The following is a 15,635-nucleotide window of genomic DNA, read 5'->3' as shown; positions in this document are numbered from 1 at the left end:
TGCGGAGGAGTTAGGTGGGAGATCAACTGCCCGTAAAAGCCCGATTGGTGAAGGCTAATAATCAGTGGGGGATGGACAAACCCCCACTGATTAAAGTTTCACTTTATCGCAAGAATTCATTAATAGATTTCAAACTGTCTATCTTTGCGAAAAAGTTTGACAATACATACGGGTAGTGGTAATTTAAAACCTATAAGAAAACTCGGTATTAATTCCGAGTTTTCTTATAGGTGTAAATAGTCGAGAGGGGTCGAAATATGAAGAAGTTGTTTGCATTACCATTTGTCCTACTATTACTTATTGCATTAGCGGCTTGCTCAGGGGAGAAAGATTCTTCGAAGCAAGCAGGAACTAGTAAATCAGGGACTCCGAAAGATGGAGGAACGTTAACAGTTGGTGTTAGTGATAATCCAGATACGATGAACCCGCTTTATGCGAATGATCGTGTGTCGTTAACGATACAGCAAGCTTTATATGCACCGCTGTATCATATGGAAGACGGTAAGAAAAAGTTTGTTCTTGCTGAGAGCTTTACGCCTTCAGAGGATCAATTAACATGGACTTTAAAATTAAAGGATAATTTGAAATGGCATGATGGTAAGAAAATTACATCAGACGATATAGCGTTTACATTCCAATCTATTTTAGATGAGAAGCAAAATAGTTCAAGCCGTGAAAACTTTATTTTTAAAGGAAAGCCACTTGAGGTGAAAAAAGTGGATGAGCTAACGACTCAATTTGTATTACCACAAGTAAGTGCATCTTTCGAAGGGGTTATGAATGATTTCTTCCCAATTCCAAAACATGTATTTGAAGGTGAAGCGGATTTAGTGAAGAGTAAGAAAAACCTACAGCCTGTAGGATCAGGTCCATTTAAGTTTAAAGAGTATAAATCAGATGAGTACGTTGCATTAGATCGTTTCGATGATTATGTCGGTGGTAAAGCTAAATTAGACTCTATCGTATATCGTGTTGTAAAAGACCGTAATACGGCAAATGTTTCACTACAAAATGGTCAAATCAACATGAAGATGATTGAGCCGCAAGACTTTAAGAAATTAGATAGCACTGGGAACTTCTCAATGGTGACATTCCCTGAAGGTAGATTATTCTACTTATCTTATAACCAAAATACAGATCTTATGAAGAAAAAAGAAGTGCGCCAAGCAATTGCGCATGCATTAGATAAGAAAGAAATGATTAACTCAGCATTCGTTTCTAGTCAATTTGCAGAACCGGCAAATTCAATCTTAACGCCAGACGCTATGTATTATGCGAAAGATATTAAAGAGTATAAGTATGATCAAAAAGAAGCGAAAGATTTATTAGCAAAAGCTGGTGTGAAAGATAAAGAAAAAATACGCGTTATGTATGTAACGAATAATAAAATTATGGAAAGTCTAGCACTTTATACACAGCAAAAATTACAAGAAGTTGGCTTACAAGTTGAACTGAATGCATTAGATGCTAGTGCAGCAAGTGAAAAAGGCTTAGATAAAGAGAATAAAGAATATGACATTACATTCGGTGGTTACATAATGGGACCAGAGCCTGATTCATATAAGAGCTTATTCTTAAGTAATGCAGAATACAATTATGCACGTTATAAAAATGCTGACTTTGATAAGTTATGGGAAGAAGCTGCGGTTGAAACAGATAAAACAAAACGCGCAGAGCTATACCATAAAATCCAAGATACAGCGAGAGATGACTTACCTTATCTTCCAATCGCATATCCGAAAGCAGTTATTGCAGTAGATAAAAAGTTTGATGGATTAAAAGAAGCAAAAGCAATTCCAGTTACAATGTTTGAAGATCTATCGAAGATTTATGAAGTGAAATAAGAAACTGTGAAGAAGCTGGTGGAAATCAGCTTCTTTATCCCGCTTTAACGGGCAATAAGACTCCGACTTCAAAATTCGGCGAATGCGAGGTTGGAGTCGGACTGCCCGTTAAAGCCCGATTGGTTCAACTAATAATCAGTGGGGGATAAACACCCCCCACTGATTAAAGTTTCACTTTATCTTGAGGGGGGAAGTTTGTGTATAAAGTAATTGCAAAGAGGCTTTTAAATGCAATTCCGCTTTTATTTGTTATTTCTATTATTTCTTTTCTATTAATAAAACTAGCGCCGGGCGATCCCGTTCGAAACTTTGTAACGCCGAATATGAGTCCGATTGACGTTGAACGTATTCGCAAAAGTTTAGGACTAGATCAGCCGATTTACGTGCAATATATTTTATGGCTAAAAAATATTTTAACAGGGAATTTTGGATACTCACTTCAAAATCACCGCCCTGTTTTGGAACTTATTACAGAAAGATTACCCGCAACAATCGGGTTAATGGGATCATCTTTACTCGTCTCATTTGTAATCGCAATCCCGCTTGGACTATTTACAGGGGTGAAAAAGAACTCTATCTTTGACCGCATTGTGAACTTCATCTCTTATGTGGGAATCTCAATGCCAGTCTTTTGGTTCGCGTTACTATTAATCTACTTATTCTCTTTAAAATTGAACATGCTTCCGAGTATGGGTATGCGCACAGTCGGTCAAGATTCCTTCTGGGATATTGTCCAGCACGGTATTTTACCTTGCATGGTGCTAGCGTTCCAAAACATCTCTGTCTATATGAGATATATTCGCTCAAGTACAATTCAGCAATTAGAGGAAGATTACGTACAAATTCAATATGCGTACGGTGCTTCACAGAAAACAGTTTTATTTAATCACGTACTTCGAAACGTATTAATACCGATCATTACAATCTTCGGATTATCCATTCCAAGTTTAGTAGGCGGAGCGTTCATTACGGAAACAGTATTCTCATGGCCGGGACTTGGTTCACTCGGGGTAAATGCTATTTTTAGATTTGATTATCCAATTATTATGGCAATTACATTACTATCATCATTCATGTTAATTCTCGGTAATTTAATTGCTGATATTTTATATGGCGTAGTAGATCCGCGCATTCGAATGAGGGGGTGATTTGGAATGAATAATAGGAGATTTCAAACGATAAAAAATAGTTTTACGAAAAATAAATTTGTACTAATGGGAGTTATTATACTTGCGGTTTTAACGATTGCATCAATTTTTGCATTCGTATCGCCATATGATCCTAGTAAAATGTCGATTCCAGATCGTTTACAAGAACCGAGTTTAAGTCATCCTTTCGGCACAGATGATTACGGAAGGGATTACTTAACGAGAGCGTTATATGGCGGAAGAGTTTCGCTTGCTGTTGGTTTTCTAGCGATGGTAGTTTCCATTACAATCGGCACCGCAGTAGGAACAATTAGCGGATATTTTGGCGGAAAGTTAGACAACTTCTTAATGCGAATTGTTGAAGTTTTAATGTCAATTCCATCATTCTTTTTAATGCTGTTATTAAATGCTTATTTAAAACCAGGAATTACAACGCTTGTTCTTATTATCGGATTATTAACGTGGATGGACACCGCACGTATCGTAAGGGCAGAAACGTTATCTGTAAAAGAGCGTGAGTACGTGTTATACGCAAAAGTATCAGGACAAAAATCATTGATGATTATTGTAAGGCACATCATTCCAAACATTTTATCGACCATTATAATCGCAGCGACATTAACAATTGCGACATCTATTTTAATGGAATCATCACTTAGCTTCTTAGGTTTAGGTATTAGAGAACCAGACTCTTCTTGGGGCAGCATGCTAAATAATGCGCAAGGATACATAGGTGAAGCTTGGTATTTAACACTCTTCCCAGGGTTCCTTATTCTATTAACTGTACTAAGTTTTAACGTAATCGGTGAAGCGCTCAAGAAAGCTTTCGCACCAAAAGGGGCTGGGAATGAGAACTAAAGTGTTAAGTGAAAGGAGTGAGAAGCGTGTCTGAAAAACTATTAGAAGTGAAAAATTTAAAGACTTCTTTTTTCATAGAAAGTGGTGAAGTAGAAGCTGTTCGCGGCGTTTCATTTCATTTAAATAAAGGAGAAGTCGTTGGGATTGTTGGGGAGTCTGGGAGCGGAAAGAGTGTTATGGCGAAATCCGTTATGGCGCTCGTTACGTCACCAGGGAAAGTGAAAGAAGGAGAGATTCTTTTTCAAAATGAAAACGTGCTTTCTAAATCGGAAAAAGAATTACGCTCTATTAGAGGAAATCAAATTTCACTTATATCCCAGGATCCAATGTCGGCATTAAACCCAGTTGTGAAAATTGGGAAGCAAATGACGGAAGTAATTATACGTCATCAAAAAGTGAAAAAGAAAGAAGCAGAGCACATCGCGGTTAACTTGCTAAAACAAGTCGGTCTTTCTTCACCAGAAGAAAGGGTAAAACAATATCCGCATGAATTAAGCGGTGGAATGAAACAGCGGGTTATGATCGCAATGGCGATATCTTGTAACCCAGATCTTCTCATTGCGGACGAACCGACGACAGCGCTTGATGTAACGATACAAGCGCAAATACTAGATTTAATGAAAAACTTAAAAAACGAAACGAATATGTCGTTACTTCTTATTACGCATGATCTTGGAATTGTCGCGCAAAACTGTACACGCGTTATCGTTATGTACGGCGGACTTATTATGGAAGAAGGACATGTACTTGATATTTTCCAATCGCCGAATCATCCATACACGAAAGGGCTATTAAACTCTCTGCCGAAAATATCGAACGGAGTAAAAGAAAGACTAGCACCGATTCAAGGTGTAACGCCAAACTTATTAGACCCGCCGAAAGGGTGCCCATTCGCAGAGCGTTGCCCACATAAAATGGACATTTGTGAAAAAGAACGTCCACCATATTTTGAAATCGGAAACGGAAGACGCTCTATGTGCTGGTTAAACGATAGGGCGGTAGGTGATTCACATGCATGAAGAAAACTTAATTGAAGTTCGAAACTTAAAAAAATATTTTCCTATTAAAAAGGGGCTATTCGGCAGAAAAACAGAGCAATTAAAAGCAGTCGATGACCTTAGCTTCACAATTAAAAAGGGTGAAACATTCGGACTAGTAGGAGAATCTGGCTGCGGAAAATCAACGACAGGAAGAAGTATCATTCGTTTACACGACGTCACTTCAGGTAACATCCTATTTGATGGAAAAGATATCGCAGATCTAAAAGAAAGTGAACTAAAAGAATATCGAAAACGAATGCAAATCATTTTCCAAGACCCGTACGCATCATTAAATCCGACGATGAACGTGTTCCAAATTATTAGCGAACCGATGAACATTCACGGCTCTTACAAAGAAGAAGAAAGAAAAGAAATCATTTTAGACCTTCTAAAAAAGGTTGGCCTAAAAGAAGAACACCTATATCGCTACCCGCACGAATTTAGCGGAGGCCAGCGCCAGCGCATCAGCATCGCGCGCGCGCTATCTGTAAAACCGGACTTCATCCTATGTGACGAACCAATCTCAGCACTAGACGTCTCAGTCCAAGCACAAGTCGTAAACATGCTGCAGGATATTCAAGAAGAAACAGGAGTCACATACTTATTCATCGCACATGACCTATCCATGGTAAGACACATATCAGACCGAATCGGAGTCATGTACTTAGGAAACATAGTAGAAATTGCCGACAGCGAAGACCTATACACCAAACCGGCACATCCATACACACAAGCACTACTCTCATCCATGCCAGAACCAGATCCAACAAACACAGGTAAAGAACGGATCATTCTAGAGGGAGAAGTACCAAGCCCACTAAACTCACCATCCGGTTGCAAATTCAGAACGCGCTGCAAATTCGCTACTGAAAAATGCGCGCAGGAAGTACCAAAGATGGTTGAGATTGCGAAGGGACATGAGGTGGCTTGTCATTTGTTTTAGAGTGGGGAAAGCACTGGGGGGACCTGGTGCTTTTTTTCTTTGGAAGGGGCGTGGGATTACTTGTGGACTAATGGCCAGCGACTGTTTATATTTGCATCTCCTATCATATAATTCTCCTTATTTTTTAACTATAATTTTAATGATGAACTTCTTTTTGTTGGGAAAGCACGTAAAGTAAGACAACGTATTAAAAAGCATTTTGAAGATAATGTATCACCAATTAAAAATCATCGTGATGAAGTGTATTGTAGAAGATCCGATGGAAAGAGAAATTTACGAAACATATATGATTAACGAATTTCAAGCGAAGTATAATGTGGATAAAGTATTTTATAAATAACATTAACGTAAAACATGATCTTGGTACTACATCAAGATCATGTTTTTTATATGTAATAAAAACGATTGATTATTCTTAATCATTCGACAAAATACAACAATTTAAGATCGTATTTTTTGCTATGATAAGTAAGGAATTTATATATCGTGTTATTGGGGGATAAAAAGAGATGTTGAAAAAATTTACTACATGTATTTTAGGGGGCGCTTTAGTATTCAATTTATCTGGTTGCGGCAATACATCCGACAAAACTTCTTCAGAATCTAAAGAAACTAATTCTAAACAAGAAGAAAAGAAAGTGCAAACAACTGATGAGGCGAAAACGAAAGAGAATACAAAGCAGAAAAATACAGAACAAACAAAAGAGAAATCAAAAATAAAAGAAAAAGAGTATGCTGTAAACAAGGATTTTCATACACCTAAATTTGATGTAACTGTAAAAAGAGTTGTAGAAAGAGATAAGGTTGGTAAAGAAAGTATAGGATTCCAAAAACCTGAAGATGGACATGTCTTTATTGTTGTAGAAGCAGAAGGGAAAAACATCACAAACGAACCGATGAAATTAGCCGTTTTACCATCAGTGGATTTAGTGGATGAAAATGATAATGCTTACCAAAGTGATGTGTGGGCAGCTAGTAGTTATGAGGTTGAAAAAGGTGAGACCTCTACTATTACTAAGGAATTAAAACCAGGGGAGGTAAGGAGACAAAATAAAGTTTACGTGATTAATAAAGAAAAATTTGATACAGGAAAATGGTATGTACTTGTTAACCATGAGTATAAGGAACAAATTAAATAGTGTTTATTTATTAAGAGGAGATGGCTCCTCTTTTTTTTGTTACAAGTTAACACAAAATTCCGTTCTGAGGACACTATTAAATTTTTAAGTTGATGGAGATAGGACGCTACCCCTAGACGAAGAGATTACTATTTTCAAATCAGTTGGTTTGGCTGTAGTAGATATTATCGTTGCGAATTATTTGTATGAGAAAGCGGTGGAGTGCGGGATAGGATTGAGTTTTGAGGGACTGCCTTTTGGTGTTCTTTTTTGCATAAAATCTTGTAAAGCAAGATAAAGTAGAATATTTAATGATTAAAATTGATAATATTCTAATATTCAATAGAAAGATAAAATGTTTAAAAGTTCAAAATAATACATTATAATATTTTTAGTAAAATTAACCAAAATATATTTTACTTATTATGTATTAAAGGGGAAATGAAAATGGCTGGACAAATTCGTATGTCACCAGAGGAGCTTAAATCAAAAGCGACTCGATATGGACAAGGTGCAAATCAAATTGAGGATATTTTACGTCAATTACAAAACTTACAAAATGAATTAAGAGGAGAATGGGAAGGTCGTGCTTTCGAAGGTTTTGATCAACAGTTCAATGAATTAAAGCCAAAAGTACAAAACTTTGCACAGCTATTGCAAGAAATTAATATGCAGCTGAATAAAACTGCAGAGGCTGTTGCTTCTCATGATGAAGAATTATCACGTAATTTCGGTTTGAAATAAAAATTGTTTTACTCTATATAACAAGCATTTCAAATGAGCCATACAGCTTATAATGTATGGCTCATTTGATTGCGTGCCCAGCTTAGCTGGACACACGTTTAAAAAGAGTGATATTGATAGAGAAATTTCATATATTTATTGGGATTTCTTTGGCATGCTCTGAAAATTAGAGAAAGGATTTGAGTGATGGGACAATTTCAAAGTAATTTTCAAAAGGCACAACAAATTGCTACGCAGATGAGAACAGCTTCGGATATAATCCAAAGTGCAACAAATCGTCCTATAACAAAGGCGACGCGTACAACACTATCTGTTAACTCCAAAGCACAAGAAGCGAATCAACAAATGTTAGATTTTACGAAACAATTTTCCACTGCCTTTCAACAAGCGGTCGATAATATTCATTCAGTAGCCCAAGAGTTTGAGAGAATGGATAACGAACTTCACAACACTTTTCGCTAATGTGACAACCTACGTAAAGGTAAAATGGTAGGAGGAATATGATGAGTCAAGATATTGAAAAACAAATTAATCAAGTAAATCAGAAGTTAAGAAGTGTATTTGAAGAACAAGACCGAAATCAATCCGCGATTCACATTCAGGAGCAAGCGGAAGCGGATTTTTATGAATGGAGAGGTCGAAGCCATCGTTTGTTTGATCGAATTTTAGGAACTTGGCATGGTGATAGAGAAATGTCTCAGTTTCTTATGAATACATATCAAGATGCACAACATGTTGAAAGAAAAGTCACATTTGAATTGGAAAACAAAAAAGAAACGTTGCTTAAAGAAAGACGAGACCTTAGTGATTTAGAAAACGACCTTTCCTATCAACAACAAAAATTAGCAAGGGAGGTCAATGCATGAGTTTAAATATGTATTTCGGAGAAGTACAAAGCCAAACTCAAAGCATGAATGCTGTATGTATCGCTACTATTCAAGGCATGGAACAAGCGATTCAGTCGATTGACGCTTTTGCAGTTGATACTGTGTTACAAGGGCAAACATATAGTAGTGCAAAAGCATTTTTTGTTCAAACCTTTCGTCCTTTAGCGCAAGGAATCATTTATTTATGTGAAGAATTAATCCGTCAGAATGATGCTTTTCCAAGTCAATTTCAATCACAGGTAGCTCAGGCTGATGTTATTGAACAAGAAATATTAGAACAGATTCGGGACATTGACCGAATGAAAGCAAGTATGGAAGCCATTAGTCAAGCTATGCCAATCCCGGGTATGGACGCTATGGCGAATCTTTTTACTGTCATGAGGAAAAAACTGCAAGAAAAATTAGAACATCTATATGAATTTAATTTTACTTCTAGTAGTAATTATGATACTGCACTCCAACTAGCGTCTAGCATTGCGACGGGTTTGGCGGAAGTTCAAAGTGGAAAAGGATTTAGTCCCGCAAGTGGCACATTTAGTACACAAGGGTTGAATATGGATTGGACAACTTCTATCCAATCGATTGGAGAAGAGAGGGCACGTCAGTCTGAAAATCTTCTAAAAAGTAGTTCAATTGAAGAAGGGGCAATGTGTGGTAAGCTACCTGAAAAATCTACTTTCGAAAAAATTCGGGACGGTATTGTAGAAGGTGCAGGGGAAGCGGTTGAAGATACTATAGAAGGGTTTAAGGCACTTGGTAAATGGGAAACGTGGGAAAACATGGGGAATGCTGCGTTGCATCCTATTGATACCCTCAGTACGATGTATAATGTATTGTCAGATTCATTTATTAATGATGTAATAAATGGAGATGCTGAAAGTCGTGCTAAATGGGGAAGTTATGCTTTAACACAAGTTGGAGTAGGACTTATTGGTGATAAAGGATTAAGTAAAGCAAGTAAATTAGGTCAAGCGGGTAAAGTGACCAAACTAGCAAAAAATAAGATTCCGCAAGCTATTTCACATATTACAAGTAATTTACAATTGGGAGATCGCTTTGCTTTTGCTGGTGGAAATAGTTTGCGATTTAGATCTGATACGCCTGATTTTAAAAAAGCTGAAGAAAAGCTGTCGACCTATCAGTTTGCTAGGGGTGAAAGTGATTCCGGTGGGAGTAATTTTGTTGATGAAAATCATACATCTTCACTTTCTAATAGGGAAATTATATCTAATTTACAACATACAGAAAAATTTAGACCAAATACACTCAAACATATCCTAGAGGGTGAAATAAATTGGCGTGGTGACGCAATGGGTTATCATACTGAAGTATTGGAGAATACACCTGGAAAAATAATTAGCGGAACAGAAGAGATATTAAATGATCAAGGCATCTATAAAGCTAGGGTAGAAGTAAATGGAACCCCTAAAACTGGAAATAGAGGATTTTCCACATTTTTCCCTAAAGATTGGAGCCCACAAAAGATTGTAGATAATATAAATGAAGCATATAATAATAGAACGTATGAATTTGGTAACACATATTCTGGAATAGGTTCAGAGGGTATAAGGATTAGCATGTATATAGATGGGAATGGGAAAATTATCTCTGCTTTCCCATCGGAATAAATTTTATCTTTAGTATAAAGGAGTACAATAGTAATGAAATATCCATATAGCTTTGAAGTACTTACCAATGGAAAACTAGTTATGAGGCTTCCTCAAGAAATTAAACTTATTGAGACTTTTTTAGGTGTTGAAGTTTCTGCGTTTGGAGATTGGATTTTAGAAGAAATACATAGTGTTTTAAATGGGAAAGAAAATTACGTAGTAGTAAATGGAAACATTTGCGGTTTAGAAATTCGGAAAGATACAACTACTGTCCTAGACAATTTGGCTGAAGATGGTAAGGGAGATTTTTGTGAGATAGAAACGATTGAATTAGTAGATTTAATTCATATTTGGCTAGATAAACAAAAAGAATTTAAAAAAGGAAAAAATAAAGAATTGAAATAATAGATAGAGCTGACTTCTTATAGAAGTCAGCTCTATCTATTATTTCATATTTCTCCCATTATCTCAGGTTTTAAAGTCTTTTTTCCTAGATAATTATCAGCAATAGTCATTGCAAAAGAATCTAAAGGTATTTAGATATGATGATGGGTGGAGAGATAGTTCACATTATTAGGAAACCAAATTCTGTAGGAGTATATGTTGCAGAAGTTAAAAGTAGGGGTCTTCCAAAACAAGCGAAATCTTCGTTTTTTTCCTGAATATTGGAATGAAATTCAAAATGAAGATTAAAAATGGTAGTAAACTTCAATCACCAAATGATGAATTAATTGAATCATTTGAGGAATATTGTGAGATAAAATTACCAACTGATTTTATAGATTTTTTGAAAAAATATAATGGTTCTATTCCAATTACTAATGTTTTTTTACATGAAAAAAACGAACTTTTAATTGGACGTTTCTTATGTTTGTTTATAAAACCAATAGCCGAAGGTTTTCCGCAGGTGTGAGTCCAGATGGATTCTATATCGGCAAAATCTCCGGCTTTTTGTAATTGCCGATAAGCCTGGATCTTACTAATGGATGGATCTCTTTTTCGGGATGGGAATAACCAGGTATTTTCTAGAGTTTGGTATACGAATAGACTTCATCAAAAATAGAAGTAAGATTAATCATGCGTTCTTTCTTCGTTTCCCCCTCTTTGATTTTGAATTCTTTTATCTTTTTCCGTTTTAACTTTACGATGGTTTTTGTTTGAATTTGGAGTAGATCGCTGACACATAATCCTGTATGGATCCCAATAAGGAAGAGCATATAGTCTCGTTCAGAATAATGACGTTTGAGAGCCCATTTCATATCTTCAAGCTGTTCTTTACTTCTGATGGGGTGGACATCAATGAGATTTGGTTTTTTGTTCATGGATTTTAGACTCTTTTATTCACAGTGTTTTGAATGTATATTTTTGTTTCGTGAACTGAGGCTTTCAGGTTATTTAGTGAGGAGTCAATGATTTAGCGGTAATGAATGCAAACTAATATTGAAAAGTTTACTTTCGAAATAACAAAAAAGTCCTATATAAGAGGACTTTTTTGTATGCATATAGATTAAAATAATAATAGCAATTCTTTATTTTTTTATTTCTTTCCACAACTATTAATTAAATCATATTGTTTAGAAATCATTTCATTTCGAATTTGATCGAGATGTTTATGTAATGTTTCTTTTATTGCACTACCTGTTTTACTTTCAAAACTTTTGTTTAATTCAATTCCTCGTTCAGATAAACTTTTGCATACATCATGAAAGGCTTCATTATTTTTTTGAATGGCATGTTTTTGACTTGTTACTATGCTATTTGTTTTGAATGCTACATCAGTTTTTAAAAATGATTGTTGCATTTCTTTTTCTAATTGCTTTTTAACAGCTTGCAACTCATCCATAATAGTTCCAACTGCACCTACAGCAGCTTTCTCTATTTCTTTCTCTATTTTTTGAATTTCCACTATAAAATCCATCATATTATCTCACCGCCAGCCCTTCAAAATTTGTCCCCAATTGATTATCTTTATCTCGTAACGAATTGGCTGCATAAGCAATATCATCTCCAAAATGAATCAATTCTTTTTGTTTTTTCCGTAAAAGATGAATTAGTTCTTCTGCTAGTTGTACATCATGAAAATAATCTTTTCCGTTTTGGGATGTTTTCGCAACCTCTCTAATTGCCTCATCTACTTCATGTTCTTCTAATAGATGATATTTTCCTCCAGGGCCTGTCTCATGCTTCAATTGACTCTTTAATTTCGCAACTTCCTCCTCTTCTTGTTGTTGAAATCTTTCTATATTTCTAATAATATCAGATAATATATCACTTATTTTTTGTATCTCTTTTGCATGACGAATGATATCATCTGGTTCTAATTCTAGTCGAACACTACCATTATTGTGGAACATTTCTAGAAAAGTTGACATTGGATGTTGTCCCATAAATACCGCTGCGAGAATACTATCTGTTCCATTACTTTTCGTTGTAAATTGTTTACCAATCATAGGTGCTCCAAATTGATCGAAATTTCCTACAGCATCTTTTTTATGAGTATAATCTACTACTTTATTTTCCATTACGCCTTCATCTACTCGTTTTTTTGCTTTATCACTTAGTAATCTATAAATATTTGGTGCAGCATATGTTGTTGCATAACAATCCATTTCTGCTGCTACATATTGGGCTTCTGCAGCACCTTTACTATGTCCGGTAGTGTGAATAGATGTAGGGTTATATTTTTTCTTAATTTTTTCTGCAAATCCTAATGCACTATCAAATGATGTCGGTACCTTTTCGCCTGCTACACCAAGGTTCTTTTTCTGCCCAAGTGTAATTTGAACTACATCTGTAGTTTTATCTCCATCGAATCTATCAAATTCAGTACCACGGAATGCAACGATTACATCGTCATATTTTAGTTTATCTGGTTTATACTTATCTGCAGGTACTACAGCGATTGCTTGTAATCCATTTTTCACTTTTGTGTCATCTGCATCAAATGTTTCTATAACCACCCATTTTTTATTATTTGAACCTTGTATTTCTTTTTCAATTTCTAAAACTTTGGGATTATAAACTTGATCTGATAGTTCGAAATAATCTTCATCTGTCGCAATTGGATTTTTTTTTAATTCATTCATATATCTCAACTCGCTTCATGGTATATTTTAACTATATTTAAATACAAGGGGATTTTAAATGAAAAAGAAATTGGTAATTATTTCATCTATTATTTGTATTATAGCAGGAGGGTATTTTACTATGGAATACTTAAAACAAAAAGAAAAAGAAGAAAAGTTTTGGAAAACACAAGAGGCACGAGTAGAAAAGTATATTCGTTATAATATTGAAGATGTAAAATCTATTACGTTTACAAAAAAAGATGTAAGTCCAATGGGCGTTCCTTATTTAGAAGGACATATAAATAATAATAAAGAATTAGATTTTATAGCTCGTATAAGTACAACTGAAAACTTTGAAGACAAATTTACGCGTTCTGGGAAATTAGGAAAACTTATAAAAGACCCTGAAAAATCCGTATCCGAAATTGAAAAAGAAGAGAAAGCAAAAAACCAAGAGTAGTTCTTGCAACTACTCTTGGTTTCTGTACCCTATTTTAGAAAGAGCATATGTTAACTAGCTTTGAATATAAGGGGATTTCCAATGAAGAAAGTAATGATTTTGGTTGTATCTGCTGTGATGCTCATAGCAGGAGGATATTTTACTATGGAATACTTAAAACAAAAAGAAAAAGAAGAAAAGTTTTGGAACGGGCAAAAAGAACGAGTAGAAAAGTATATTCACTATAATATTAAAGATGTAAAATCTAGTACATTTATAGAACATAAGGTAAGTCCAATGGGAGTTCCTCATATAAGAGGGTATATAAATGATGATAAGGCATTATGGTTTGATGCTGGTATAAGTACTACGGGAAATTTTGAAGATGATTTCGGACGTTCTGGAGAACTGGGGAAACTTATAAAAGATCCTGAAAAATCTGTATCTGAAATTGAAAATGAAGAGAAAGCAAAAAATCAAGAGTAGTTCTTGCAACTACTCTTGGCTTCTGTACCCTATTTTAGAAAGAGCATATGTTAACTAGCTTTGAATATAAGGGGATTTCCAATGAAGAAAGTAATGATTTTGGTTGTATCTGCTGTGATGCTCATAGCAGGAGGGTATTTTACTATGGAATACTTAAAACAAAAAGAAAAAGAAGAACAATTTTGGAAAGTACAGGAAGCACGAGTAGAAAAGTATATTCGTTATAATATTAAAGATGTGCAATCGATTACTTTCACAAAACATGAAGTAAATCCGATGGGAGTTCCTTCTGTGGATGGATATATAAATAATGATAAAGAATTGAATTTCTCAGCTAGTATTAGTACTACGAAGAATTTTGAAGATAAACTTTCACGTTCTGGAAAATTAGGGGGACTTGTAAAAAAACCTGAAAAATCAGTATCTGAAATTCAAAAAGAAGAGAAGAAAAAGAAACAAGAGTAGTCTTTGCGATTACTCTTTTATTTTTATTATAGAAAAATAAAAGAGTTGAAAATATGAATGTGAACTAATAATAAAAAGTTTGCTTTCATATTAGAAAAGGTTAGTCCCTCACTTCACTCCAGTTAAAAACCTCACACCCAAAAACAAAGGGGAACTCAATTGTTCAAGCTCATATAAAGTTTCAATCTTGTCTAAGCATCCATTAGGATATACAATTGATCATCCATTTTTCTTTACATAATCTCCAGATACAGTCCATATCAACTATAGATTCTTGTCTTATGCTAAATGTAATCAAAAAGCAAGTAGATAAAGATAATGACTAAAACATTAACTCTAGATACTTTTTTGATGAATATTACAAATAAACAGGAGGTAATGAAAAATGATTAAAACATTATTAGCAGGAGCACTTTTAAGTACAGGATTGGTAGCGGGAGGTGCAGTAGGTGCAGATGATGCGAAAATGGACAATTTAAAGTCAAATGAAAATAGTTCCAATCAAGTAATTACACAGAGTGCAGATGGAACAACGTCTTTCTCACAAAACTTTGATTTACCTAAAGATGCAGTGCCAGCAACTCCTAAAGGAGATGTAAAAACTGTTGAAAGAACAGAAGGTACAGGTTCTCAAGAAGGAAAAATGGTACCAACAAAAGAAGGTACAGATTCTCAACCAGGATTTGAAATGGGAGCCCCTGAAAAACCAGAACATGCAAAAACTGTTGAAAGAACAGAAGGTACAGGTTCTCAAGAAGGAAAAATGGTACCAGCAAAAGAAGGTACAGATTCTCAATCTGGATTTGAAATGGGAGCCCCTGAAAAACCAGAACATGCAAAAACTGTTGAAAGAACAGAAGGTACAGACTCTCAAGAAGGAAAAATGGTACCAACAAAAGAAGGAAATTAAATAATATATAGTTATAACGAAGAGCATCCAAAAGGGGTGCTCTTTTTATATTGTAGGGATTAACTAGTTTTACTC

The 15,635-nt window shown here is 35.1% G+C and carries 18 protein-coding genes and 3 pseudogenes; 18 read left to right on the top strand and 3 right to left on the bottom strand.

The window, feature by feature from the left end:
• The first annotated feature begins 257 nt into the window (after positions 1-257).
• The 14 genes and pseudogenes from JFU20_RS10590 to JFU20_RS30175 all read left to right on the top strand — a co-directional run.
• Positions 258-1,844 (top strand): ABC transporter substrate-binding protein, encoded by a 1,587-nt coding sequence (locus JFU20_RS10590; protein WP_201038606.1) that lies wholly within the window; start codon positions 258-260, stop codon positions 1,842-1,844.
• Between the two features lie 197 nt (positions 1,845-2,041).
• Entirely contained in the window at positions 2,042-2,992 is a 951-nt protein-coding gene (locus JFU20_RS10585; protein ID WP_201038605.1) for an ABC transporter permease, read from the top strand.
• A gap of 6 nt (positions 2,993-2,998) precedes the next feature.
• Positions 2,999-3,850: an ABC transporter permease gene (locus JFU20_RS10580; protein WP_002010878.1), complete on the top strand. Its 852-nt coding sequence runs from the start codon at positions 2,999-3,001 to the stop codon at positions 3,848-3,850.
• A 26-nt stretch (positions 3,851-3,876) separates the two neighbouring features.
• Positions 3,877-4,869, top strand: a complete 993-nt coding sequence (locus tag JFU20_RS10575) for an ABC transporter ATP-binding protein (RefSeq protein WP_201038604.1) — start codon at positions 3,877-3,879, stop codon at positions 4,867-4,869.
• Positions 4,862-5,833, top strand: coding sequence for an ABC transporter ATP-binding protein (locus JFU20_RS10570; RefSeq protein ID WP_002166287.1), 972 nt, complete (start codon positions 4,862-4,864; stop codon positions 5,831-5,833). Before JFU20_RS10575 ends, JFU20_RS10570 begins: the two co-directional genes overlap by 8 nt.
• 117 nt (positions 5,834-5,950) lie before the next feature.
• Positions 5,951-6,173: pseudogene (locus tag JFU20_RS10565) on the top strand (GIY-YIG nuclease family protein); the annotation flags it as partial.
• A 169-nt stretch (positions 6,174-6,342) separates the two neighbouring features.
• Positions 6,343-6,972, top strand: a complete 630-nt coding sequence (locus JFU20_RS10560) for a hypothetical protein (RefSeq protein WP_002010871.1) — start codon at positions 6,343-6,345, stop codon at positions 6,970-6,972.
• Between the two features lie 124 nt (positions 6,973-7,096).
• The gene (locus JFU20_RS30415) at positions 7,097-7,249 is read left to right on the top strand and encodes an ornithine cyclodeaminase (RefSeq protein ID WP_265182787.1); all 153 of its coding nucleotides are present in this window, start codon (positions 7,097-7,099) and stop codon (positions 7,247-7,249) included.
• 149 nt (positions 7,250-7,398) lie between these two features.
• Complete coding sequence (locus JFU20_RS10550) at positions 7,399-7,695, top strand: WXG100 family type VII secretion target (protein ID WP_000918596.1); 297 nt, start codon at positions 7,399-7,401, stop codon at positions 7,693-7,695.
• 186 nt (positions 7,696-7,881) lie between these two features.
• A complete protein-coding gene (locus tag JFU20_RS10545) occupies positions 7,882-8,157 on the top strand; it encodes a TIGR04197 family type VII secretion effector (protein WP_002125601.1) in 276 nt (91 codons plus the stop codon).
• 41 nt (positions 8,158-8,198) lie between these two features.
• Positions 8,199-8,561 carry a DUF3958 family protein gene (locus tag JFU20_RS10540; RefSeq protein ID WP_002166286.1) on the top strand — a complete coding sequence of 121 codons (363 nt, stop codon included), beginning with the start codon at positions 8,199-8,201 and terminating at the stop codon, positions 8,559-8,561.
• A complete protein-coding gene (locus JFU20_RS10535) occupies positions 8,558-10,210 on the top strand; it encodes an EndoU domain-containing protein (protein ID WP_201038603.1) in 1,653 nt (550 codons plus the stop codon). The genes JFU20_RS10540 and JFU20_RS10535 overlap by 4 nt, the downstream gene beginning before the upstream one ends.
• A 33-nt stretch (positions 10,211-10,243) precedes the next feature.
• Positions 10,244-10,597 carry a type II toxin-antitoxin system toxin gene (locus tag JFU20_RS10530; protein ID WP_000877044.1) on the top strand — a complete coding sequence of 118 codons (354 nt, stop codon included), beginning with the start codon at positions 10,244-10,246 and terminating at the stop codon, positions 10,595-10,597.
• 265 nt (positions 10,598-10,862) lie between these two features.
• A pseudogene (locus tag JFU20_RS30175) lies at positions 10,863-11,006 on the top strand (SMI1/KNR4 family protein); the annotation flags it as partial.
• Positions 11,007-11,060: 54 nt separating this feature from the next.
• Here the strand turns inward: JFU20_RS30175 and JFU20_RS10520 are convergent.
• The 3 genes and pseudogenes from JFU20_RS10520 to JFU20_RS10510 all read right to left on the bottom strand — a co-directional run.
• Positions 11,061-11,514, bottom strand: a pseudogene (locus tag JFU20_RS10520) (tyrosine-type recombinase/integrase); the annotation flags it as partial.
• A gap of 215 nt (positions 11,515-11,729) precedes the next feature.
• Positions 11,730-12,113, bottom strand: a complete 384-nt coding sequence (locus JFU20_RS10515; RefSeq protein WP_002166281.1) for a hypothetical protein — start codon at positions 12,111-12,113, stop codon at positions 11,730-11,732.
• A 1-nt stretch (position 12,114) separates the two neighbouring features.
• Entirely contained in the window at positions 12,115-13,278 is a 1,164-nt protein-coding gene (locus JFU20_RS10510) for an alpha/beta hydrolase family protein (RefSeq protein WP_002016509.1), read from the bottom strand.
• A 58-nt stretch (positions 13,279-13,336) separates the two neighbouring features.
• On the opposite strand from JFU20_RS10510, the gene JFU20_RS10505 reads away from it, so the two are divergent.
• From JFU20_RS10505 to JFU20_RS10490, 4 genes are all read left to right on the top strand, one after another.
• Positions 13,337-13,720, top strand: a complete 384-nt coding sequence (locus tag JFU20_RS10505; protein WP_000728341.1) for a DUF1433 domain-containing protein — start codon at positions 13,337-13,339, stop codon at positions 13,718-13,720.
• 81 nt (positions 13,721-13,801) lie between these two features.
• The gene (locus JFU20_RS10500; protein ID WP_201038602.1) at positions 13,802-14,185 is read left to right on the top strand and encodes a DUF1433 domain-containing protein; all 384 of its coding nucleotides are present in this window, start codon (positions 13,802-13,804) and stop codon (positions 14,183-14,185) included.
• Positions 14,186-14,266: 81 nt separating this feature from the next.
• Complete coding sequence (locus JFU20_RS10495) at positions 14,267-14,650, top strand: DUF1433 domain-containing protein (RefSeq protein WP_201038601.1); 384 nt, start codon at positions 14,267-14,269, stop codon at positions 14,648-14,650.
• 385 nt (positions 14,651-15,035) lie between these two features.
• Positions 15,036-15,560 carry a hypothetical protein gene (locus JFU20_RS10490; protein WP_002016512.1) on the top strand — a complete coding sequence of 175 codons (525 nt, stop codon included), beginning with the start codon at positions 15,036-15,038 and terminating at the stop codon, positions 15,558-15,560.
• Positions 15,561-15,635: the final 75 nt, after the last annotated feature.

Origin of the sequence: Bacillus sp. TH30 (assembly GCF_016650875.1) — a bacterium.
In the GTDB taxonomy this organism is placed as follows: Bacteria; Bacillota; Bacilli; order Bacillales; family Bacillaceae_G; genus Bacillus_A; species Bacillus_A mycoides.
Note: the sequence above shows the minus strand (reverse complement) of the source record. Positions and strands in the feature narration are given on the sequence as shown.

Bases quoted from the DNA above. Each gene is read 5' to 3' on its own strand.
- JFU20_RS10590 (WP_201038606.1), top strand. From the start codon at position 258: ATGAAGAAGTTGTTTGCATTACCATTTGTCCTACTATTACTTATTGCA.
- JFU20_RS10580 (WP_002010878.1), top strand. From the start codon at position 2,999: ATGAATAATAGGAGATTTCAAACGATAAAAAATAGTTTTACGAAAAAT.
- JFU20_RS10570 (WP_002166287.1), top strand. From the start codon at position 4,862: ATGCATGAAGAAAACTTAATTGAAGTTCGAAACTTAAAAAAATATTTT.
- JFU20_RS10560 (WP_002010871.1), top strand. From the start codon at position 6,343: ATGTTGAAAAAATTTACTACATGTATTTTAGGGGGCGCTTTAGTATTC.
- JFU20_RS10550 (WP_000918596.1), top strand. From the start codon at position 7,399: ATGGCTGGACAAATTCGTATGTCACCAGAGGAGCTTAAATCAAAAGCG.
- JFU20_RS10545 (WP_002125601.1), top strand. From the start codon at position 7,882: ATGGGACAATTTCAAAGTAATTTTCAAAAGGCACAACAAATTGCTACG.
- JFU20_RS10540 (WP_002166286.1), top strand. From the start codon at position 8,199: ATGAGTCAAGATATTGAAAAACAAATTAATCAAGTAAATCAGAAGTTA.
- JFU20_RS10535 (WP_201038603.1), top strand. From the start codon at position 8,558: ATGAGTTTAAATATGTATTTCGGAGAAGTACAAAGCCAAACTCAAAGC.
- JFU20_RS10530 (WP_000877044.1), top strand. From the start codon at position 10,244: ATGAAATATCCATATAGCTTTGAAGTACTTACCAATGGAAAACTAGTT.
- JFU20_RS10515 (WP_002166281.1), bottom strand. From the start codon at position 12,113: ATGATGGATTTTATAGTGGAAATTCAAAAAATAGAGAAAGAAATAGAG.
- JFU20_RS10510 (WP_002016509.1), bottom strand. From the start codon at position 13,278: ATGAATGAATTAAAAAAAAATCCAATTGCGACAGATGAAGATTATTTC.
- JFU20_RS10505 (WP_000728341.1), top strand. From the start codon at position 13,337: ATGAAAAAGAAATTGGTAATTATTTCATCTATTATTTGTATTATAGCA.
- JFU20_RS10500 (WP_201038602.1), top strand. From the start codon at position 13,802: ATGAAGAAAGTAATGATTTTGGTTGTATCTGCTGTGATGCTCATAGCA.
- JFU20_RS10495 (WP_201038601.1), top strand. From the start codon at position 14,267: ATGAAGAAAGTAATGATTTTGGTTGTATCTGCTGTGATGCTCATAGCA.
- JFU20_RS10490 (WP_002016512.1), top strand. From the start codon at position 15,036: ATGATTAAAACATTATTAGCAGGAGCACTTTTAAGTACAGGATTGGTA.